Consider the following 20,327-nt stretch of genomic DNA (forward strand, 5'->3'; position numbering starts at 1 on the left):
ATGTGCGTACTTGAATCAATGGAAGCTTTTCTTTTACCATAGAGATAGGACATCACACATTCGGGTTGTTTGTTTTCCTATCATAACAATTTCTATGAGGGAATGGAAAGAAATTGGATTGTGGGAACACACCTGTTCATTAGATTTAGAAAGGATGAATAAAATGCGAGACAAAGAGCAGTTAAAAAAAGAAATCATTGAGGCGTATGAATTCCGTCATGCGACAAAAGAGTTTGACCCAGCGAAAAAGATTCCAGAGGATGATTTTGCATTTATTTTAGAAACAGGAAGACTTTCTCCAAGCTCTGTAGGATTTGAGCCTTGGAAGTTCCTCGTTGTTCAAAATGAAGCATTCAGAGAAAAATTAAAAGAGTATACTTGGGGGGCGCAAAAGCAGCTTCCAACTGCCAGCCATTTTGTGATCATCTTGGCAAGAACAGATGCCCGCTATGATTCAGCATATGCAGAATACATCAACAAGCAAATCAAAGGAATGACAGACGAAACGTTTGAAATGGTCAAGGGGCGCTACAGAGAATTCCAAGAGAACGATCTTCATCTGCTAGAAAATGACCGTACATTATTTGATTGGGCTTCAAAACAAACGTATATTGCCTTAGGTAACATGATGACAGCTGCGGCACAGATCGGCATTGATTCATGCCCAGTTGAAGGATTTAGCTACGAACACATCCATCGTATCTTAGAAGAAGAAGGGTTGCTGGAGGATGGTCAATACGACATCTCTGTCATGGCAGCCTTTGGTTATCGTGTCACTGACCCAAAACGCGGCAAAACACGTCGCCCGATGGATGAAGTAGCTGTTTGGATTCGTTAATCGCTGTTTGTCTGAAAAAGGCTGTTGACAATTGCGTGGTTAGTCAGTATATTTAAAAAATAAAATCTTTGACGAATATACAAATTTGACTATAAACGCTTTGACTTGAGAATAGTAAATGAACATCCGTTTTTTAAGAGAGCTGCGGGTCGGTGCAACGCAGTAAAACGAATCATTGAACTCGCTCAAAGAGCGGTAAGACTGAATGAATAGTAAGTCTTTACGTGTGACCTCCGTTATCGGGTTTTAAGTTGGATTCAGCCGTGGCTGAATCAATAAGAGTGGTAACGCGGTTGCAAGGTCAGTCGTCTCTTCCAGGAGATGGCTGGCCTTTTTATATGCTTTTATCTCATATTTGTCTGAAGATTCAAATTTAAAGGAGCTATAGAAAATGGAAAAGGAACATGTGCAGTTAAAACGAACAATGACATCAAGGCATATTATGATGCTTGCGCTTGGCGGTGCCATCGGTGCTGGTCTGTTTAAAGGAAGCAGTTCTGCCATTGATATTGCGGGTCCTGCTGTCATTTTGGCATACATGATTGGTGGTCTTATTTTATTATTTATTATGCAAGGACTTGCCGAAATGACCGTTGCACGACCTGGAGCAAGAACATTCCGTGACTTGATTGAACCTGTGTTAGGAAAGTATCCGGCCTATTTCTTAGACTGGATCTATTGGAAGATGTGGGTGCTGAACATTGCAGCAGAAGCGATTGTGTCGGCCATCTTTATTCAGTACTGGTTCCCACAAGTACCAATCTGGATGCTTGTGTTAATCATTTCACTTGTGGTCACAATCATTAATGTTTGCTCAGTCAAAATGTTTGCTGAAACGGAGTATTGGTTAGCTTCTATTAAAATTGCTGTCATCATCTTATTTATTATCATTGGATTTACCATGCTATTTGTCTCATTCGGACAGCATGCAGCACCTGGACTGTCTAACTTAACGGATCACGGTGGATTTTTCCCAAATGGTACTGGCGGATTAATTGCAGCAATGCTGGTTGTCGTGTATTCATATGGTGGGACGGAGATGATTGGGGTCACGTTAGCAGAAACAAAAAACCCTGAAAAAGTCATCCCAAAGGCCATTCAAAGTACGTTTGTACGCATCATCGGTTTTTATGTACTGCCGTTCTTTATCATTGTCAGCTTAATCCCTTGGAATCAAGTAAACAATGAGCAAGTAAGTCCATTTGTGACAGTGTTTGCAACAATCGGAGTACCGTATGCTAGTGACATCATGAATGGTATTATCTTACTAGCGATTTTGTCTTCTATGAACTCTGGATTGTATGCTTCATCACGGGTGCTTTATACACAGGCAATGGATGGCCGTGTATGGAAAGGATTCTCCAAGCTGTCAAAACAGCAGGTACCTGTTCGAGCCATCCTTGTATGTACATCTACCTTGTATGCAGCTGTATTGATTTCTCTTTTTGTAGGAAGTCAAACGTTTAATTACTTAATGGGTTCTTTAAGTTACACAGTTCTATTCATCTGGTTTATCATTGCCGTCGGTCATTTGAAATCTCGAAGCGTCGCACAGCCAGGCGGATATCGCGTGAAACTGTATCCTTTCACAACGTGGTTTTCCGTTATTGCGATCATGGCCATTTTTGTCGGCGTTGTATTCAATACACCAATTGTTCAAACGCTGGTCACCATGGGCATTTATTTAATCATTACACTTTCTTTCTTTATTAACAGAAAACGGTTTGAAACAGCCGTCTAATTTATTAAAAAGCGTGCAGGACCTTCTGAAGGGTCTCGCACGCTTTTTTTAATGCTGTTTATATTGCTTGAAGTGGACAGGGGATTGAACGGGATGTGGCTTTGCCTGAAGGCCATAGCTCTCCCTGACGATATAAAGCGGCCGGTCCTTGGCTTCATCGTAGATTCGGCCGATATACTCCCCGATCATGCCTAACATAAAGAGGATGATCCCACTAAAGAATAGCTGAATGACAATTAATGAACTCCAGCCGGTGATGGTGCTGTTAGTAAAAAGCTTTAAATATAAAACTAGAAACATCGAAATGAAGCCAATAGCTGAAAGGGCAATACCTGCTACGCTGGCTAGCTTTAAAGGTTTGTAAGAAAAAGATGTGATCCCATCCATCGAGAGCTTGAGCATTTTTTTGAGAGGGTACTTTGTTTCTCCTGCCAACCGCTCATCCCGAACATATTCTACCGCAATCTGTTTGAAGCCAACCCAGCTCACTAATCCGCGGACAAATGGGTTTTTCTCGCGTATTTTTCTCATTTCATGACACACTTTACGATCCATCAATCTAAAGTCGCCGGTGTCAATAGGAATATCTACTTCGGTGATTTGACGTAGCACTCGGTAGAAAAGGGAAGCCGTGTACTTTTTGAAAGCTGTTTCGCCTTTTCGTTGCGTGCGGACCGCGTATACGACCTCATAGCCTTCCTTCCATTTTTCAATCATGTCTAAAATCAATTCAGGTGGATCTTGTAAATCCGCATCAATCACTACGACAGCTTCTCCCTTTGCATAATCCATTCCCGCTGTAATGGCAATTTGATGCCCAAAGTTACGAGAAAAATCAATAAGTCTCACATGCGGATCAGTCTGGCAGTACCCTTTAATCAGTTCAGCTGTTCGATCCATACTGCCGTCATTGACGAAGAGAAGCTCATATGCTTCTCCCGTCGAATCCATGACGGTCTTGAGGCGCTGATACGATTCATGGATCACAAGTTCTTCATTATACACTGGGACTACAACAGAGTATTGTATGTTCTTTTCCATCAGTCATCGTTCCTCCCTTTTAATAGATGAATTAATCAACGGATAGTTCATAAAGAGTACCGCTCTCCATTCCGCCCATTCGTCCATTTGACTGATCATTTTGTTCGGATTGTTGGCTGCCTGTTTGCTGGTTCGTTTTGGATGTAGAGCTATTCTGCCATTTAGAAGCAGTTACTTCTTTGCCATTTTTTTGAATCCAAGTAAGAATGTCAGAGCTGCCGCCTCTCATACCAGAAAGATAGAAGTATTTGATTTTGCCGTCTTTAACGAGCTGTTTGAATTCATTAAGCGTGAGAATGTTATCAGATCCACTAAATCCACCTAATGCCATAACAGCTTTTCCTGTTCTAATAATGTAAGGCGAAGCAGTGGTTGCATCTGTTGTCCCGAATAGGAATTCTTCTCCCGTATTGTTTTTTTCCAGATAGCTGATCAGCTTTTCATTGACTTGTGAACTCATGCTGCCACTTGAAGTTGCAAGCTGAGGACCAGCCTCTGGCAGCATACTGTTTCCTCCGTAAAGAAGAGGTGTGCTTGCCCAGTATAGTGGTGCGAGCAGCATCCCAAGGATGGCAATGAGAGACATGAATTGTTTTAGTTTTTCTTTCCCTTTTATCAAGAGCAGAGAAAGGATGGTTCCAACACCAATGATACCTACTGCGATACTTAGTCCAAGTCCGATCGTGCTTGTAAAAGTGGATAGGATAAAGATTTCAAATGCGGTTGTGACGAATATCGCAATTGGAAGCAACCATTTTTTAAAGCCAGTTCCTGTTTGGAACAATTGAGTCATAGAAACCCATCCTGCTCCTGCTAATACAGCAATTGGCGGTGCCAGCATGATTAAATAATAGTGATGGAAAAATCCAGCTACACTGAAGAATGCAGCAACAGGTATAAGCCAAGCTAACCAAAATAGTGTTTCTTTTTGTTTTGTATTGAGACGTCTTCTTTCAAAGGCTGTCGAGAAGAAGATACCAATCGCACCGAAGAGCGCAAATGGAAGCAGCCAGCTGATTTGATCGGACAGTTCAGATTGGAACAGACGTAATGGCCCTTTTGTTCCTGTTCCAAACATGCCAGAACCACTTCCCATTTTTCCGCCCCCACCATTTGGCGGTCCATCACCATTACCGCCTGAAGGCATATCAGGTGGTGTTGAGCCGTTTGCACTGCTTGGTGGTCCTTGCATTGAAGGCTGTTCCTGACTGGATGATTGGTTTGAATTATCTGAGTTGTTTTGAGTTCCATTTGATGGCGGCTGAGGCATGGTGGATGAATTATTGTCATTTTGCTGATCACCCTGCTGTGAAGGTGGCTGTCCCTCACCCTGATTTGTGCCGCCTCCTCCGCCAGACTGTTGACCAGTCAACCGCTGCAGACCATTGTAACCAAAGGCTAATTCTAGTGCTGAGTTTGATTGACTTGATCCCATATAAGGACGATTGTCTTTGGAAGTGAGATCAACCGCTATAGACCATGAAGCAGATACACCTAAAAGAACAATCATCGAAATCATCAGCGATAACAACTTTTTCTTCCATGTCGTTCGATAGGCGATGATGTAAAACAGGACGAGAGCCGGTACAATCATATACGCTTGTAGCATTTTTGTATTAAAACCGACACCGATCATTGCAAAAGAAGCAATCGCCCAAAGCACTTTCTGCTGTTTCACAGCCTTGAACATCATGGCTGTTGCGAGTAAAAGAATAAAGACGAGTAAGCTGTCAATGTTATTTGTACGAGATACAGCAACTGCGATTGGTGTACACGCCATAATCAGTGCTGACACTCTTGCAGCAGCCAGGCCAAATGTAGGTTTGACTAGGCGGTAGATTAAATAAACAGATCCAATGCCAGCTAAAGCTTGGGGTAAGATCACACTCCAGCCATGCAGGCCAAAAATTTTGGCACTGATCGTTTGCAGCCAGAAGGCGAGCGGTGGTTTATCCACCGTGACATAACCTGAGGGATCGAACGAAGCAAAGAAGAAATTATGCCAGCTTTGCATCATACTTGTGACCGCCGCTGTATAATAAGCGTTCACCGTATCGTCGTTCCAAATGTTATAAATGTTTAAAATGGCAGATAAAATCAATATGAAAAATAAATAAAGATCAAATTTCTGAAAGCGTCTAATCAAAAGCTTGTCACTCCTTTTTCTTAACTTGAAAAAAGTGTAACAAGCAAATATGAATAAATTGTTAATAAAAAAAGGCCAATTCTTTATTTTTCTGTTGTATAAAAACAGCTCTAGAAAAGAGCTGTTTTGTTTAAAAGATGTCATCTTATTTTATGAGGAGACAGGCGGAGTTTCAGTGGTCTCTGCACTTGGTAATTGTATAATAGCGGTCGTACCTAAGCCTTGTTCAGATTGAAGAACGAACGTGCCACGATGTTTTTTTATAATTTGATAAACAATGGCTAGTCCAAGACCAGAGCCGCCATCTTTTCTTGTGCGGGCTTTATTCACTCGATAAAAACGCTCAGAGACATGAGGGAGATCTCCTTTTGGAATTCCGCTGCCTTCATCTGTAATTCTCAATTCAGCAGTTTGTTGGTGAACGAATAATTCAATCGAAATCGATTTTCCTGATGGCGTGTAATGGATGGCATTGTCCAATAAATTACGAACGACTTGCTCAAGTCGATCGCTATCACCATAAATAATACAATCCTCTTCGAGTTCGCGATTGAACGAGATTCTCTTTTGACTAGCAATGAATGTCATTTGATCAAGAACATCATGAATAAGCTGCGCAAAGACGATCGGCTCCATCGTTAGTGGGTAAGATTCCCCCTCTAACTGTGCGAGATCAAGAAGGTCATGTACGAGCCGGCTTAATCGTGTGGATTCGTCTTGAATAATCTGCATGCCTTTCTTTTGATCAATAATGCCTTCTTCAATTCCTTCGGCATAGCCTTTCATATAACTTAAAGGCGTTCTCAGTTCGTGAGAGACATTAGCAAGGAACTCTCTGCGATGCTGTTCAACTTTTTCTAACGTAGAGGACAGTTTATTAAAGGAACGGCTCAGCTGATTTAGCTCATCCCCTTTTTTGGTCACAGCCATGCGTTTTGAAAAATCACCAGATTCCATTTCCATTGCAATTTCTTTCATTTGATTGATCGTCCTTACGACTTTATTAGAACTTTTATATCCAATGAAGAAAATCAAAAGCAAGATAATTAAAATAGAGATGCCAAGCGTTAATCGAATTTGAACAAACGGTTCATACACATCAGATAAAGGCATAGAGAGGAAAATGGTTCCTGATAAATCATTTTTGTTTGAGAACACAGGGATGGCAATCCCGAGAATATCTTGATGAAACTGGGGGTGTTCTCTAATTAACACAACTGTTTCCCCCTGAAGAAGTTTTTGGCGTTCTTTAAACGTAATGAGGTTATCGTTTGTATTCGTATCAAAAGGAATACCGCTTGAAAGCTCCATAGGATCATCAGTAAAAATAACACTTGCCTGACTTGAGTCATTTGCCCACTTCATTCTGTCAGTAAAATATGTGTCTTTCCCGTGTTTGTGATAGATTTCTGCCAGCTTCTTTCCTTGTAAACTTAAAGAGTCAATCTGTTTATCTATATATAAGTGCTGGTATAAGTAATAAGTCAGGGCAAGAGCTGAGGCAGCAACGATGCCTATAACGGAAAGGATTAAGAAAAGCACTTTCCTTTTAATAGATAATGGCTTCATTTGTCCTCCTCAAACTTATAGCCGACACCCCAAACGGTCTTAATATACCGTTCCGCTTCCTTTAATTTCAGTCTTAGTGTTTTAATATGTGTATCGACTGTTCTTAAAGAGCCACTAGGTGAGTGTGATTCCCACAATTTTTGATAGAGCTGTTCACGGGAAAAGACTTGGCCTTGATTGAGCAGAAGAAACATAAGTAAATCAAATTCTCTTCTTGTTAAATTGATGGGCTTTTGCTTGAGATAGACTTGTCTGCCGTCTTGATCGATCTCCAAGTCACCAATCATGATTCGACTGCGCTTTAAAGAAAGACCTCTAATTCGTCTTAATGTCGTTTCAATTCTAGCTGCAAGCTCACGTAGACTAAAAGGCTTCATGATGTAGTCGTCTGCGCCAATTTCCAGCCCCTTAATGCGATCTTCTTCATAACTTCTAGCTGTTAAAAATAAAATGGGGATTTGGGAGGTTTGCCTGATGCGCTGGCAGACTTCGAATCCATCCATATCTGGCATCATAATATCCAATACAACAAGGTCAATGGCCTCTTTTTCAAGCTGATGTAAGGCGCCCGTGCCATTATTTGCAGTTATCACGTGAAAGCCTTGTCTCTGCAAAAAGGATCCGATTAACTCAAGCATATCTAATTCATCATCTACTATTAAAATATTCATCTGTTCTTTCATTTCTTTTCCTCCAACATGATAGCATAAGGTCCTGCTGGGATGTTCAGTCGGTTCTTCAACATAAATGTATGTTTGTCGATGACGGATACTGAATTGTCATCTAAGTTACTGACATATATAGATGAGGAATCAGCAGTGATATAATTCGGATTTTGACCGGTCTCAACAGAGGAAAGCAGTTTGTTTTTCTCGGTATTTACTTTATATAGTGTGTGGTCTCCATGACATAATACATATAAAGTAGAAGAGTTTTTTTCTGAAAAAAATGCGACTGGCATAACACCTAGTTTGATTTCTCGCTGTTTTTTACCTGTTTTAGGGTCGTAAGCAAAAATGCTCTTATTTAATGTGCCCGGTTTACCGTGCCCTCCAACCCAAATGGAATGCCCATCAAAATGAATGCCAGATGGCCGTTCTAGGACGGAAATCGTTCGTATCTTTTTTTTCTTTTCAATATCAATGACTGAAACAGAATGACTTTTTGCATTTAAAACAAACAACGTTCCTGAAGAAGACAACGCCATAGAAGAGGGGAATGTCCCGGTCTTCACAGTTGCTTTTATTTTCTTGTGCACTGTATCGATAAAATAAACGACATTTTTCTCTGAATCGGTCACAAGTAAAGTGTTGGTATCCGCATCATACGCAAGTGAAGTCAGACCTTTATTCATATCCATATAGTCCGCTGCTGTTCCTTTTTTTAAATTGATTTCTATAAGAGATTGTCCTTCCTTACTTGATGCAATGATCACGTCTTTGTTGATGTGAACAAGATCAGTGAGAGGATGTTTTAAATCAACGGAAGAGACAATTTTATTTTTTTGTAAATCAACGATTGAAAAGGAGGCTTTTTTTAGTTGAGAAATGACAGCAATTGATTGAGAGCTGCCAGGGGGCGTAAATTGCTGGTCTTTTCCGCAGCCTGCTAGGAAAAATAGTAGAGCTGACAAGCATATTAAAAAATATTTCACTCGTTTCATCCTTCTGCTCCTTTGGTGCTCTATTTTCAAAAAGCATAACACAAAAATTGTGAAAAAAAATCGAAGTTATGAATGCTGGAAGATATGAAAAGAAGTTTTTAGGTGGGGAAGTAGAGGTAAATGAAAGCTGAAATTTCTTTTTCGTTTATTCATATGACATTTTTTCATGAGTAAAAGATCATTTTCACAGTTTGATCATTGTATTCATAATCGGTTACAGTAACAAATAATCATAGCTCCCCCGCCCTAAATAGAGCGAAGGGAGTCGTTAAGCAGAGTGTTCAGATGAATGAGAAGTGGATTTCGTTTTTAGACGATGAGAGAGGAGGAAACCAAGAATACCTGCGCCCATTAATACGATAAATAAAGATTGAAAACCACTTAATATACCAATTAAAGTAGATGAAATGATACTTCCGAAATATCTAAAGGTAGAAAAAATCCCAGATGCAGAGCCGGATAAACTCTGATCAACAGATGTTAAAGAAGCCATCTGCATGCTAGTCATGCCAATACCTGATGAGATCCCCCCAGCGACTAATGTGATGATAAGGAGTGGTAAATTTGGGTAGCTGCTTAGTGTGATCAGCATAACACCGGATAAAGTAAGACAGAGAAATGAAAATCGAATCATTTTTTTGGCACCTTTTATTGGATGGAGCTTTGCCCCGAGTAATCCACTAATCGACATACAGAGTGAAAAGATCGAAAGGAAAATCCCGCTTTGTGTATGAGAAAGCGCGAGTTTTTGCTCCATAAACAGCGGCATAATGAGAAGAATCGCGTACATCACAAAATTACTAAGCATGATAGAAAGGTTAGCGTTCGTAAAGGTACTGTTTTTAAATAATGTCAAATCAATGATGGGATTTGTAACTTTCCGTACGTGTTTGAAAAATAAAGGAATGGAAATGACCGCTAGAACGCCATAGATCATGTATTCGTTTAATACTTGGCTTTTAGTAAACAAAATGAGTGTGGCGATCCCGATTGTTAAGTATAACGAACCGATGATATCTACATTGGCTTGTAAACGCGTATGTTTCATCTTCGGAATCATAAAAACGCCTGTCACAAGTGTGAGAATCAAAAATGGTATATTCACTAGGAAAATGGAATGCCAGTCAAAGTTCTGAATGAGAATAGAGCCAATAAAAGGTCCAAGTGCGGCACCAATTCCCGCTCCAAAACCGAAAAATCCCATAGTTTTAGAAAGCTTTTCATGTGATACTGTTGCTCGAATTAAAGCAATGCTGTTCGGCGTTAATATAGCTCCGCCTGCCGCTTGAATTGATCGGAAGCTAATAAGAAAAGCAAGATTAGGTGCGAAAGCACATCCAATGGAGCCAATCAAAAAGAGTATCACACCAGCTAAATACATGCTGCGGTGGCCGTATATATCTCCCAGCTTACCCGCAATAGGTTGAGTGACTGCCATGACAATTAGATAAATCGTGACCACCCAAGTAATGTTTGATATGGATTGATCGTAATAAGTTGATATAGATGATAGAGCGACTGCGATCATGGTTGAATTGACTGGAACTAAAATAGCTCCAAGCAGCAAAGAATAAATGATCAAGTTCTCTTTTTTAAGATTCAATGTGTTTACCACCTTTGTAAAAAAGAAGAATTTCACCCAATTAAGTGGGGGAAATTCCTCTCATGAAAATGTGTGTGCATGTCTCAATAAAGTCTTCTTTTTGTGTTAAAACAAGCTGAATGTCTTGCTCTAGCTGTTGAATGAAAAAGCCAAAATACGTGCTAATAAATATATCTGCATAGATGTCTTCTTTTCCCTCTAATACACGATGCTGAGCACTCATTTTTTTGAAATAATGAATCAGCATGTCTCTCAATTCTTGAGGATAAATTTTTTCATGGTCTGTTAAATCTTTAAACATAGCCGGTTCTCTCATGCTGATATAGATAAATTCTTTTTTTGAAGTCAAATCTTCAAGGAAATAGCTACCGAGAAATTTTAAATCGGTGTATAAATCGTCTTTAAATTCAGCTTCAAGGGTTTTGGTCGGTGTTGATTTCATTTTCATAATGGCAGCAATCACGCCGCGTTTGTTTTTAAAGTTACGAAAAATTGTCGCTTCACTTACATTCGCTTTTGTAGCAATTTCTTTTGTCGTTGTTTTTTGATAGCCCTTTTCAGACAATAATTCCATTGTTGCGCGAATGATCCGTTGATTTGTTGATTTTAACAAGCATACTCACCTCAGGTTATGAATGTGTTTGCAACAAAGTAAGTATACCGATAAAATCTGTGACCGCCAATATGATCCAAACAGTGACGACTATGCCCGTGAATGCTGATTTAATAACTGGATACGCCCATTGGCTCCATCTACTGTCACGAGGTCGCCAGATTTTAGTTTTTCAGTTGCGATCCGTGTGCCTAAGACAGCCGGTATCATATATTCTCTAGCGATAATAGCGGAATGGGACAAAATACCGCCAGAATCGGTGATGACTGCTTTGGCGTCTCTAAATAAGCTGGTCCATAAAGGTGTCGTTGTTTTACAAACTAAAATGTCATCTTTTTCAAATTGTGAAAATTCATCAGCAGATGTAATGACTCTGACTCTTCCAGAAGTAATGCCGCTAGATGCACCAATTCCATAGATTGCATCGTCTGTGTTGTTTGCATTTTCCCTTAGAGAACCAAGCATTCTTTCTACTTGCTGCAATTCAGCTTCAGAAGGCGTTCCTGTATAAGCTGGTGGTTGGATGGATTCATTTTCCTTCATTTCAATTTTTCTTTGCTGAATGATCGAATCGTATGTGGTCGAAGTTGTGAGCGCATTGAGTACTTCATCATCGTAAAGATACCAAAGGTCTTCTTGATGAGGGATCGCTCCTTTTTGAACAAGAAGTTCACCAATTTTTAAGAGATAGAGTCTCGCTTTTGCATCTAACATGGCATCAATGTAAAAGTGATGATCATCTCGAATATTGGCTGCATGGAGTGCAAAATGATAAAGTTCTTCAAATTTTGTTTTAAACGCTTCATCTGTCACTTGACTGATAAACTGTTCATACGTTTCTTGCCTTTTGATCACGGCTTGTGCAAATTCTTCATCAAAATCAGATTGGTGCCGAATGTTGTTTCTAATGATGTCCAAGACAAATTCAGGATTTTCCACCCATGTTTCCTCTGTGAAATCATGGCTTTTAACAGACCGCCAACCATAGACTTGGAGAAAATCTTCTACTTTGGAAATGAAGTTTTTCCCTTTTTCTGTATGATTGAGTGCATATAATAGTTCAGCATTCGCTGAATGATCTGTAAATGCTTGAAGAAGTTCCGAATCTTGAAGAACGTCTTTTGCCAAGTGAGATAGCTTTTGATCTGTTTCAAGAGACTTGTTCATCACACCTATCATCATTTCATGCAGCAGGACGACTTGTGTTTGATCGCCAGTATATGAGACAAGCATGTCTTCAATGATCGCTGATAGAATGACTTGAGGTATGACAATGTCAAAATGGTCGTCATACGCTCTTAGATAAATCTCTTTTAATTCTTGAAAACCATTAATGGCTTCATCAATTGTTAGCGGTTGAGTGATTTGCCGATCAAGTTTTTCGTATAATGGGAACAAGTTTTGCTTTAAAATGCGATACATTCTTTCGCTTAAACGAGGAAACATTTCGAATAGGCTCTCGTCAAAAACTGGTTCCGCTGACGCTTCTGGCATAGACGGTGAAGAATACAAATGGCCTCTATAAAGCTTGATATCTTTAATGTTAAGGTCTGGTACTTGATACTTCTCTCCGTTTTTCTTCATCCCGTTTTTTAAAGCAGGTATGATCAAACTTGAAAAAAGAGGACTTGTGGGTCCAGGCATATGATCGTCCATTGAGATCCAGAAGTCTTGCAGCTCTTCAGGTTTCATTTGAAAGGCTGCACCTGAGGAGCCATTTGCTGTATTGGAAAAAGAAGCAGTAATCGGTCTTGCTTGAAGTAAATAAAAAGTACCATCTGACATGCCGAATTCGATATCTACTCCATGTCCATAAAGGGCTTCTACTTGTTTTGTCATTTTCGTGATTTGGATCAATTGATCATCTCGAAGACAAAATTGGCCAGCCATCTCTTCACCTACGGGTTGTTCAATGACACCCTCTTGACAGGGGACAATTTGCACTTCTTTTGTTCCTAGTGATTTTTCAATAGAGTACGTTTCTTTGTTTACAATAAATGTATCTGGCGTCACAAGGCCGGAGACGATGGCTTCTCCTAGTCCATAGCTTGCAGTCATCATGACTTCGTTTGTTTTTCCTGATACAGGATTCTCACTAAAGATGACACCAGAGATGTCAGAATGGATCAATCCTTGTACAACAACAGCCATGAGCGGCATCTCTTCCTCGTTCTCAATCATTTCTTCCTTATATTCTGCGACTCTTGCTGCGAAGTAAGACGACCAACATTCTTTGACGGCTTGCAAGAACTCTTCATTTGTTTTGATATTTAAATAGGTCTCGTATTGACCTGCAAAGGAGGCGCCTTCGAGATCTTCCGCAACAGAAGAGGATCGCACTGCAACGGATGGATATGTTTTCAACAATGATTGAAAGGATGAAAGTAATTCTGTCTCCATTTGTGAAGGAAACGAAGCTTCTGTGATTTTTCGGGCAAGGTTTTGATCAGTTGGATGGAAATTGTGATATGAAAGAAAGCTTGCAAAGCTGTTCGTTTTAATAATAAATCCATCTGGAACTGGCAGTCCGTGATTGTTTAATTTAATTAAATTCACGCCTTTTGCCCCTGCGAGTGATGCGGATTCTTCAGCCGCATGAAATAATACTGAATACATGGGAATGCCCCCTTATCCAAATAGCCAATGGTTTCATTTGTCTCTTTTTGTTTTTTAAAATGATAGTGCGCACTATCATTTTCATCATAGAATTTATTGGATGTAACTGTCAAAGACGTAAAGACCTATCTTTAGAAAGGGGACGTTTTCACTAATTTTCCTCCTCATCTATATCAAAAGTCTTCAACCGAGAAGAAAAAAGCTGAAATTGAAAACTGTGAATTGTTCATTATGCCAATCTTTACTATAATCAAGGGAGTAGACCATGTAGAGGGAGGGTTTTTGTGATTACAAAAGCCATATTTGCACTTGTTTTTCCTTTCTTGCTCGTTATTTTATTTTCAAAGGTTACTTATAATCATTACGTTGGCATTGCATTAACAGCAGCGCTTTTATTTGCTTCGTATATGAAAGGCTATACAGAAACCTACTTTATCGTAGGATTAGATATTATTTCTCTAGTGGCCGGGGCATTGTTTATGGCCAAGAAAGAAGTCGAAAAAAGAGAGAAGGCTGAAAAACATCATTGATGTGATCCCTCTTGATGAAAAGAAAATGTTTTTGATTGCAGGAGCTGTGCTTACGATTCTAGTGAGTGCAGCTTTCTTTTTTGTGGTTTTTCTGCTGATCGAATATCTCGCTCCAAAATGTTCCATACTGAAAGGAAGGTTTCTTTAGAGGGTTATGAGCCACGGCAGAGAGGGTATGGTTGTATTGGAAATAAAAATCAAGTCAGACACGAACTTTAGTTCGTATTTTTGTGTTCTTTTATGATAATATATTCATTAGATAGATTTCGTAACGAAACGGAGGCTTTGATGTGAGTGACCGCTTTGAATTAGTTTCTAACTATCAGCCCCAAGGAGATCAGCCAAAAGCCATTGAAAAGCTTGTGGAGGGCATCCATCAGGGGAAACAGCATCAAACGCTGTTAGGTGCTACAGGTACGGGAAAGACCTTTACTGTATCCAACCTGATCAAAGAAGTGAACAAACCAACACTTGTCATTGCGCATAACAAGACACTTGCCGGACAATTATACAGCGAGTTCAAGGAATTTTTTCCAAATAATGCTGTTGAATATTTTGTGAGTTATTATGATTATTACCAGCCTGAGGCGTATGTTCCTCAAACTGATACATTTATTGAAAAGGATGCCAGCATTAATGATGAGATCGATAAGCTAAGGCACTCCGCCACATCCTCATTATTTGAGCGGAGAGATGTCATCATCATTGCCAGTGTGTCCTGTATTTATGGCTTAGGTTCTCCTGAAGAATACAGAGAGCTTGTGCTGTCTTTACGAACTGAAATGGAAATTGAACGCAATCAGCTGCTGCGTAAGCTTGTGGATATTCAGTATTCTCGTAATGATATAGATTTTCAGCGCGGAACCTTCAGAGTTCGAGGAGACGTCGTTGAAATTTTTCCTGCTTCACGAGATGAGCATTGTATCAGAGTGGAGTTTTTCGGTGATGAAATTGAACGTATTCGTGAAGTAGATGCTCTCACTGGAGAAATTCTCGGTGATCGTGACCACGTTGCTATTTTCCCAGCATCTCACTTCGTCACAAGAGAAGAAAAGATGGAAAAAGCGATTATTAATATTGAAAAAGAGCTTGAGGAACAGTTGGAAAAGCTTCGTGAAAACGGGAAACTGCTTGAAGCACAGCGTCTTGAGCAGCGGACAAGGTATGACCTTGAGATGATGAGAGAGATGGGCTTTTGTTCAGGGATTGAGAACTACTCAAGACATCTCACCTTACGTCCGCCTGGTTCAACACCTTATACATTGCTTGATTATTTTCCGGATGATTTTATGATTGTTGTCGATGAGTCACACGTGACCATCCCGCAAATTCGCGCCATGTACAATGGGGACCAGGCAAGAAAACAAGTGCTTGTTGATCACGGATTCCGTCTGCCGTCAGCACTTGATAATAGACCACTCACATTTGATGAGTTTGAAAAGCACATTAACCATATTGTGCATGTATCCGCAACACCTGGCCCATACGAGCTTGAGAAAACGCCAGAGGTCGTGGAACAAATTATTCGTCCAACCGGTTTGCTTGATCCAATCATTGAAGTCCGTCCGATTGAAGGACAAATCGATGACTTAATTGGGGAAATTCATGCAAGAGTTGAGAAAAATGAGCGTGTGCTTGTGACGACTTTAACGAAGAAAATGTCTGAGGATCTGACAGATTATCTGAAAGAAATCGGAATCAAGGTCAATTATCTGCACTCAGAAATTAAGACACTCGAACGGATTGAGATTATTCGTGATTTACGTCTCGGAAAATATGATGTGCTTGTAGGGATCAACCTTCTTCGAGAAGGCTTGGATATTCCAGAGGTGTCGCTCGTGGCGATTTTAGATGCGGATAAAGAAGGCTTTTTACGTTCAGAAAGATCCCTCATCCAGACGATTGGTCGTGCTGCAAGAAATGCAGAAGGCCGAGTTATCATGTATGCAGACAATATGACGAAATCAATGGACATTGCCATACAAGAAACAAAGCGGAGACGTGAGCAGCAAGAAGCGTATAATGAGAAATTTGGTATCACTCCGCAAACGATCCATAAGAAGATTCGAGATGTGATCAAGGCAACAAAAGTACATGAGGATTCAGAAGAATACGAAACAAAAGCAGCACCAAAGTTGTCAAAAATGAGCAAAAAAGAACGAGAAAAAGTGATCGAAAACGTCGAGATGGAAATGAAAGATGCAGCAAAAGCGCTTGATTTTGAAAAAGCAGCAGAATTAAGAGATCTATTGCTAGAGCTAAAAGCGGAAGGATGAATGCCTGATGGCTATGGAACGAATAGAGGTGAAAGGGGCAAGAGCCCACAACCTTAAAAATATTGATGTCAATATCCCGCGCGATCAGCTAGTGGTCATTACGGGTTTATCTGGTTCGGGAAAATCGTCGCTTGCCTTCGATACCATTTATGCAGAAGGTCAGCGTAGGTATGTTGAATCACTGTCAGCCTATGCACGTCAATTTCTCGGTCAAATGGACAAACCAGATGTAGATGCGATTGAAGGGCTTTCTCCAGCGATTAGTATTGACCAGAAAACGACAAGCAGGAACCCTCGATCAACCGTTGGGACTGTTACAGAAATTTATGATTACTTGCGTCTATTATATGCTCGAGTCGGAAAACCGATTTGTCCTATTCATGGGATCGAAATTACATCACAGACGATTGAGCAAATGACAGACCGCATTTTAGAGTATCCAGAACGAACGAAACTACAAGTGCTTGCTCCGGTCGTATCTGGACGTAAGGGAACTCACGTGAAAGTACTTGATCAAATTCGGAAGCAGGGCTACGTTCGAGTCAGAGTTGATGGTGAGATGGAGGACCTGTCAGAAGAGATCGAGCTTGAAAAGAATAAAAAGCATTCCATTGAAGTGGTGATTGATCGAATTGTCGTGAAAGAAGGCGTGGCGGCACGGTTGTCTGATTCTCTTGAAACGGCACTCCGACTTGGTGAAGGTCGTGTGATGATTGATGTGATTGGACAAGAGGAGCTGTTATTTAGTGAGCATCATGCTTGTCCGCACTGTGGATTCTCTATTGGGGAACTTGAGCCAAGAATGTTCTCGTTTAATAGCCCTTTCGGTGCCTGTCCAAGCTGTGATGGGCTTGGTTCTAAACTAGAAGTAGATCCAGAGCTTGTGATTCCGAATAAGGATTTGACTTTACGTCAGCATGCCATTGCCCCATGGGAGCCTCAAAGCTCACAATATTACCCGCAGCTTCTTGAGGCGGTATGTACACACTATGGAATTGACATGGACATTCCAGTAAAAGATATTCCGGCGCATTTATTTGATAAAATTTTATATGGCAGCGGCTCTGAGCTGATTTATTTTAAATATGAAAATGATTTTGGTCAGGTCCGTGAAAATGAAATCGAGTTTGAAGGTGTGCTTCGTAACATTGAACGGCGCTACAAGGAAACGAGCTCCGATTATATTCGGGAGCAAATGGAAAAATATATGGCCAATCAGCCATGCCCGACCTGTAAAGGATACCGCCTGAAAAAAGAAACGCTTGCGGTTCTCATCAATGGCAAACATATCGGAGAAATGACCGATTTGTCTGTATCTGATGCCCTTGATTTCTATGAGAAAATTGAGTTGTCTGAGAAAGATTTGCAGATTGCCCAGCTCATTTTACGTGAAATCAAAGAGCGCTTATCCTTCTTAAATAATGTCGGATTAGATTATTTGACATTAAGCCGGTCTGCTGGCACATTATCAGGCGGGGAGGCGCAGCGGATTCGTTTGGCGACACAAATTGGATCAAGACTGACAGGCGTTCTTTATATTTTAGATGAACCATCGATTGGTCTGCACCAACGGGATAATGACCGGTTGATTGGAACATTGAAAAACATGCGTGATATTGGAAACACACTGATTGTCGTAGAACATGATGAAGATACGATGCTTGCTGCTGATTATCTCATTGATATTGGACCAGGTGCAGGGGTTCATGGAGGAGAAGTGATTTCAGCTGGAACGCCAGAAGAAGTCATGAAAGACCCAAAATCGTTGACTGGACAATATTTATCTGGTGAGAAATTCATCCCGCTTCCGATCGAGAGAAGAAAGCCTGACGGCCGCTTCATTGAAATTAAAGGGGCAAAAGAAAACAATCTTAAAAACGTGAATGCGAAGTTTCCTTTAGGTGTCTTTACCGCTGTGACAGGTGTGTCAGGATCAGGGAAAAGTACACTTGTGAATGAAATTTTATTGAAATCCCTTGCCCAAAAACTGCACAGAGCAAAAGCGAAGCCAGGACAGCACAAAGAAATCAAAGGAATGGATCACTTAGACAAAGTCATTGATATTGATCAATCTCCAATTGGCCGTACACCAAGATCCAATCCTGCTACGTATACAGGTGTATTTGATGACGTGCGGGATGTTTTTGCGCAAACCAATGAAGCGAAGGTACGAGGCTATAAAAAGGGGCGATTCAGCTTTAACGTGAAAGGTGGACGCTGCGAAGCGTGTCGTGGAGATGGCATTATTAAAATTGAAATGCACTTTTTACCTGATGTATATGTGCCTTGTGAAGTGTGTCACGGGAAACGTTATAACCGCGAGACGCTAGAGGTCACGTATAAAGGGAAAAATATTTCCGATGTGCTTGAAATGACGGTAGAGGACGCACTTCAATTTTTCGAGAATATCCCGAAAATTAAGCGGAAGCTGCAAACGATCTTTGATGTTGGATTAGGATACATTACACTTGGGCAGCCTGCCACGACATTGTCTGGTGGAGAGGCGCAGCGTGTGAAATTGGCATCTGAGCTTCACCGCCGTTCAAACGGAAGATCCTTGTATATTTTAGACGAACCGACAACCGGTCTTCATGTGGATGATATTGCTAGGTTGTTAAAAGTGCTCCAACGCTTGGTCGAAAACGGGGATACGGTATTGGTCATTGAGCACAACCTTGATATTATTAAGGCAGCCGATTACCTTGTTGATCTAGGACCAGAAGGCGGTGCTGGTGGAGGAACGATTATTGCTTCAGGAACACCTGAACACATTGCTAAAGAAGAAGCTTCTTACACCGGTCGATACTTAAAACCGATTTTAGAGCGTGATCGTGAGCGAATGAAACAGTTAGTCAAAGAAACAGAAAGTGTGACATCCTCATAAAGAAAAACCCCTCGGAAAGAGGGGTTTTCCTTTTATTGCACATCTTCCTTTGGCATTAAGTTACTGAGGTGCGTTAAATCCTTTAAAATATGAGTGCTGCTACTATCGAGCAGTACTTTTAAATAACGGATATCACCATACTTCGGATGAGACGGATGAATGGCCTCTAGCTCCTTGATCATATCGCTGTTCATGCTTTTCTGTTTCTGTATAAGGTCTAAAAGCGTTTGTGCCGTGTGGTTAGCATTATGATGATCTGTCAAAATAATTACCCCCTATAATGATAATCACCATCTTTTCAACATATTTTAAAGGGTAATCCATGAAGAATCTACACTTAGGTGCAAAAAGAAATAATTTGTGTCTAAGGACATATGTAAATCGAATGAGTTTGAAACTTTTTATACGCCATAAACGTATGAGTTAGAAAGGAATTTTCATCATGAAGGAGCGAATATATATGAACAGAGATCAGTCGATCATTGCATCTATTTGTTATTTTAGTGTATTTTTCATGCCGTTTATTGTACCGATCGTGGCATATTTTGTAGTGGATCAAAAGGAAACGAAACGGCATTCGCTGCGTGCATTGTGGTCACATGTTTTGCCAGTCGCAGCGTGTGTGCTGCTGGTTTTTGGAGCTATCCCCTTTTTATTGACGACACAGGCAAGCGACTCACTCGTTCCAGTGTTCACCGTACTTATCTTGTCCTTTTTAGTCGCCATTGGCTTTTTGATCTCTGTCATTTGGAATATCATTCAAGGTATTAAAGTGCTTCAATCCATCAAATCGTAGGAGGGCTTTGT

General features: G+C 40.5%; 15 protein-coding genes and 1 other annotated feature. Of the genes, 6 read left to right on the top strand and 9 right to left on the bottom strand.

Annotated features, from left to right (window positions below; genetic code table 11):
- Nucleotides 1–163: 163 nt before the first annotated feature.
- Together ACRRMM_RS11875 and ACRRMM_RS11880 are read left to right on the top strand one after the other, a co-directional pair.
- Complete coding sequence (locus tag ACRRMM_RS11875; protein WP_432450824.1) at nucleotides 164–838, top strand: NAD(P)H-dependent oxidoreductase; 675 nt, start codon at nucleotides 164–166, stop codon at nucleotides 836–838.
- A gap of 91 nt (nucleotides 839–929) precedes the next feature.
- Nucleotides 930–1,154: a binding site (T-box leader), on the top strand.
- 75 nt (nucleotides 1,155–1,229) lie between these two features.
- A complete protein-coding gene (locus tag ACRRMM_RS11880) occupies nucleotides 1,230–2,579 on the top strand; it encodes an amino acid permease (RefSeq protein WP_008348215.1) in 1,350 nt (449 codons plus the stop codon).
- 48 nt (nucleotides 2,580–2,627) lie between these two features.
- On the opposite strand, the gene ACRRMM_RS11885 is transcribed toward ACRRMM_RS11880, so the two are convergent.
- The 8 genes from ACRRMM_RS11885 to ACRRMM_RS11920 all read right to left on the bottom strand — a co-directional run bounded on the left by ACRRMM_RS11885 (nucleotide 2,628) and on the right by ACRRMM_RS11920 (nucleotide 13,830).
- Nucleotides 2,628–3,620 carry a glycosyltransferase family 2 protein gene (locus ACRRMM_RS11885; RefSeq protein WP_035701555.1) on the bottom strand — a complete coding sequence of 331 codons (993 nt, stop codon included), beginning with the start codon at nucleotides 3,618–3,620 and terminating at the stop codon, nucleotides 2,628–2,630.
- Between the two features lie 31 nt (nucleotides 3,621–3,651).
- Entirely contained in the window at nucleotides 3,652–5,766 is a 2,115-nt protein-coding gene (locus tag ACRRMM_RS11890) for an ArnT family glycosyltransferase (RefSeq protein WP_428828635.1), read from the bottom strand.
- Nucleotides 5,767–5,916: 150 nt separating this feature from the next.
- The gene (locus ACRRMM_RS11895) at nucleotides 5,917–7,335 is read right to left on the bottom strand and encodes a HAMP domain-containing sensor histidine kinase (protein ID WP_217816129.1); all 1,419 of its coding nucleotides are present in this window, start codon (nucleotides 7,333–7,335) and stop codon (nucleotides 5,917–5,919) included.
- Complete coding sequence (locus ACRRMM_RS11900) at nucleotides 7,332–8,018, bottom strand: response regulator transcription factor (protein ID WP_024719907.1); 687 nt, start codon at nucleotides 8,016–8,018, stop codon at nucleotides 7,332–7,334. Before ACRRMM_RS11900 ends, ACRRMM_RS11895 begins: the two co-directional genes overlap by 4 nt.
- Nucleotides 8,015–8,998 carry a YncE family protein gene (locus ACRRMM_RS11905; protein ID WP_057079000.1) on the bottom strand — a complete coding sequence of 328 codons (984 nt, stop codon included), beginning with the start codon at nucleotides 8,996–8,998 and terminating at the stop codon, nucleotides 8,015–8,017. Before ACRRMM_RS11905 ends, ACRRMM_RS11900 begins: the two co-directional genes overlap by 4 nt.
- A 268-nt stretch (nucleotides 8,999–9,266) precedes the next feature.
- Entirely contained in the window at nucleotides 9,267–10,601 is a 1,335-nt protein-coding gene (locus ACRRMM_RS11910) for an MFS transporter (RefSeq protein WP_148779757.1), read from the bottom strand.
- Nucleotides 10,602–10,641: 40 nt separating this feature from the next.
- Nucleotides 10,642–11,214: a TetR/AcrR family transcriptional regulator gene (locus ACRRMM_RS11915; protein ID WP_008348201.1), complete on the bottom strand. Its 573-nt coding sequence runs from the start codon at nucleotides 11,212–11,214 to the stop codon at nucleotides 10,642–10,644.
- Nucleotides 11,215–11,304: 90 nt separating this feature from the next.
- Nucleotides 11,305–13,830, bottom strand: a complete 2,526-nt coding sequence (locus tag ACRRMM_RS11920; protein WP_428828634.1) for a PEP/pyruvate-binding domain-containing protein — start codon at nucleotides 13,828–13,830, stop codon at nucleotides 11,305–11,307.
- Between the two features lie 284 nt (nucleotides 13,831–14,114).
- Here ACRRMM_RS11920 and ACRRMM_RS11925 point away from each other — a divergent pair, with 284 nt between their 5' ends.
- From ACRRMM_RS11925 to uvrA, 3 genes are all read left to right on the top strand, one after another.
- Nucleotides 14,115–14,360 (top strand): CsbA family protein, encoded by a 246-nt coding sequence (locus ACRRMM_RS11925; protein WP_008348197.1) that lies wholly within the window; start codon nucleotides 14,115–14,117, stop codon nucleotides 14,358–14,360.
- A 290-nt stretch (nucleotides 14,361–14,650) separates the two neighbouring features.
- Nucleotides 14,651–16,636: an excinuclease ABC subunit UvrB gene (gene uvrB, locus ACRRMM_RS11930; RefSeq protein ID WP_035389639.1), complete on the top strand. Its 1,986-nt coding sequence runs from the start codon at nucleotides 14,651–14,653 to the stop codon at nucleotides 16,634–16,636.
- 7 nt (nucleotides 16,637–16,643) lie between these two features.
- Entirely contained in the window at nucleotides 16,644–19,520 is a 2,877-nt protein-coding gene (gene uvrA / locus ACRRMM_RS11935) for an excinuclease ABC subunit UvrA (RefSeq protein WP_098680729.1), read from the top strand.
- Between the two features lie 32 nt (nucleotides 19,521–19,552).
- Here uvrA and ACRRMM_RS11940 read toward each other — a convergent pair whose 3' ends face one another.
- Nucleotides 19,553–19,783 carry a hypothetical protein gene (locus ACRRMM_RS11940; protein WP_008348188.1) on the bottom strand — a complete coding sequence of 77 codons (231 nt, stop codon included), beginning with the start codon at nucleotides 19,781–19,783 and terminating at the stop codon, nucleotides 19,553–19,555.
- 197 nt (nucleotides 19,784–19,980) lie between these two features.
- On the opposite strand from ACRRMM_RS11940, the gene ACRRMM_RS11945 reads away from it, so the two are divergent.
- A complete protein-coding gene (locus tag ACRRMM_RS11945) occupies nucleotides 19,981–20,316 on the top strand; it encodes a hypothetical protein (protein ID WP_008348186.1) in 336 nt (111 codons plus the stop codon).
- Nucleotides 20,317–20,327: the final 11 nt, after the last annotated feature.

The sequence above is a fragment of the Bacillus sp. XT-4 genome (genome assembly GCF_050864245.1).
Lineage (GTDB): Bacteria > Bacillota > Bacilli > Bacillales > Bacillaceae > Bacillus > Bacillus altitudinis.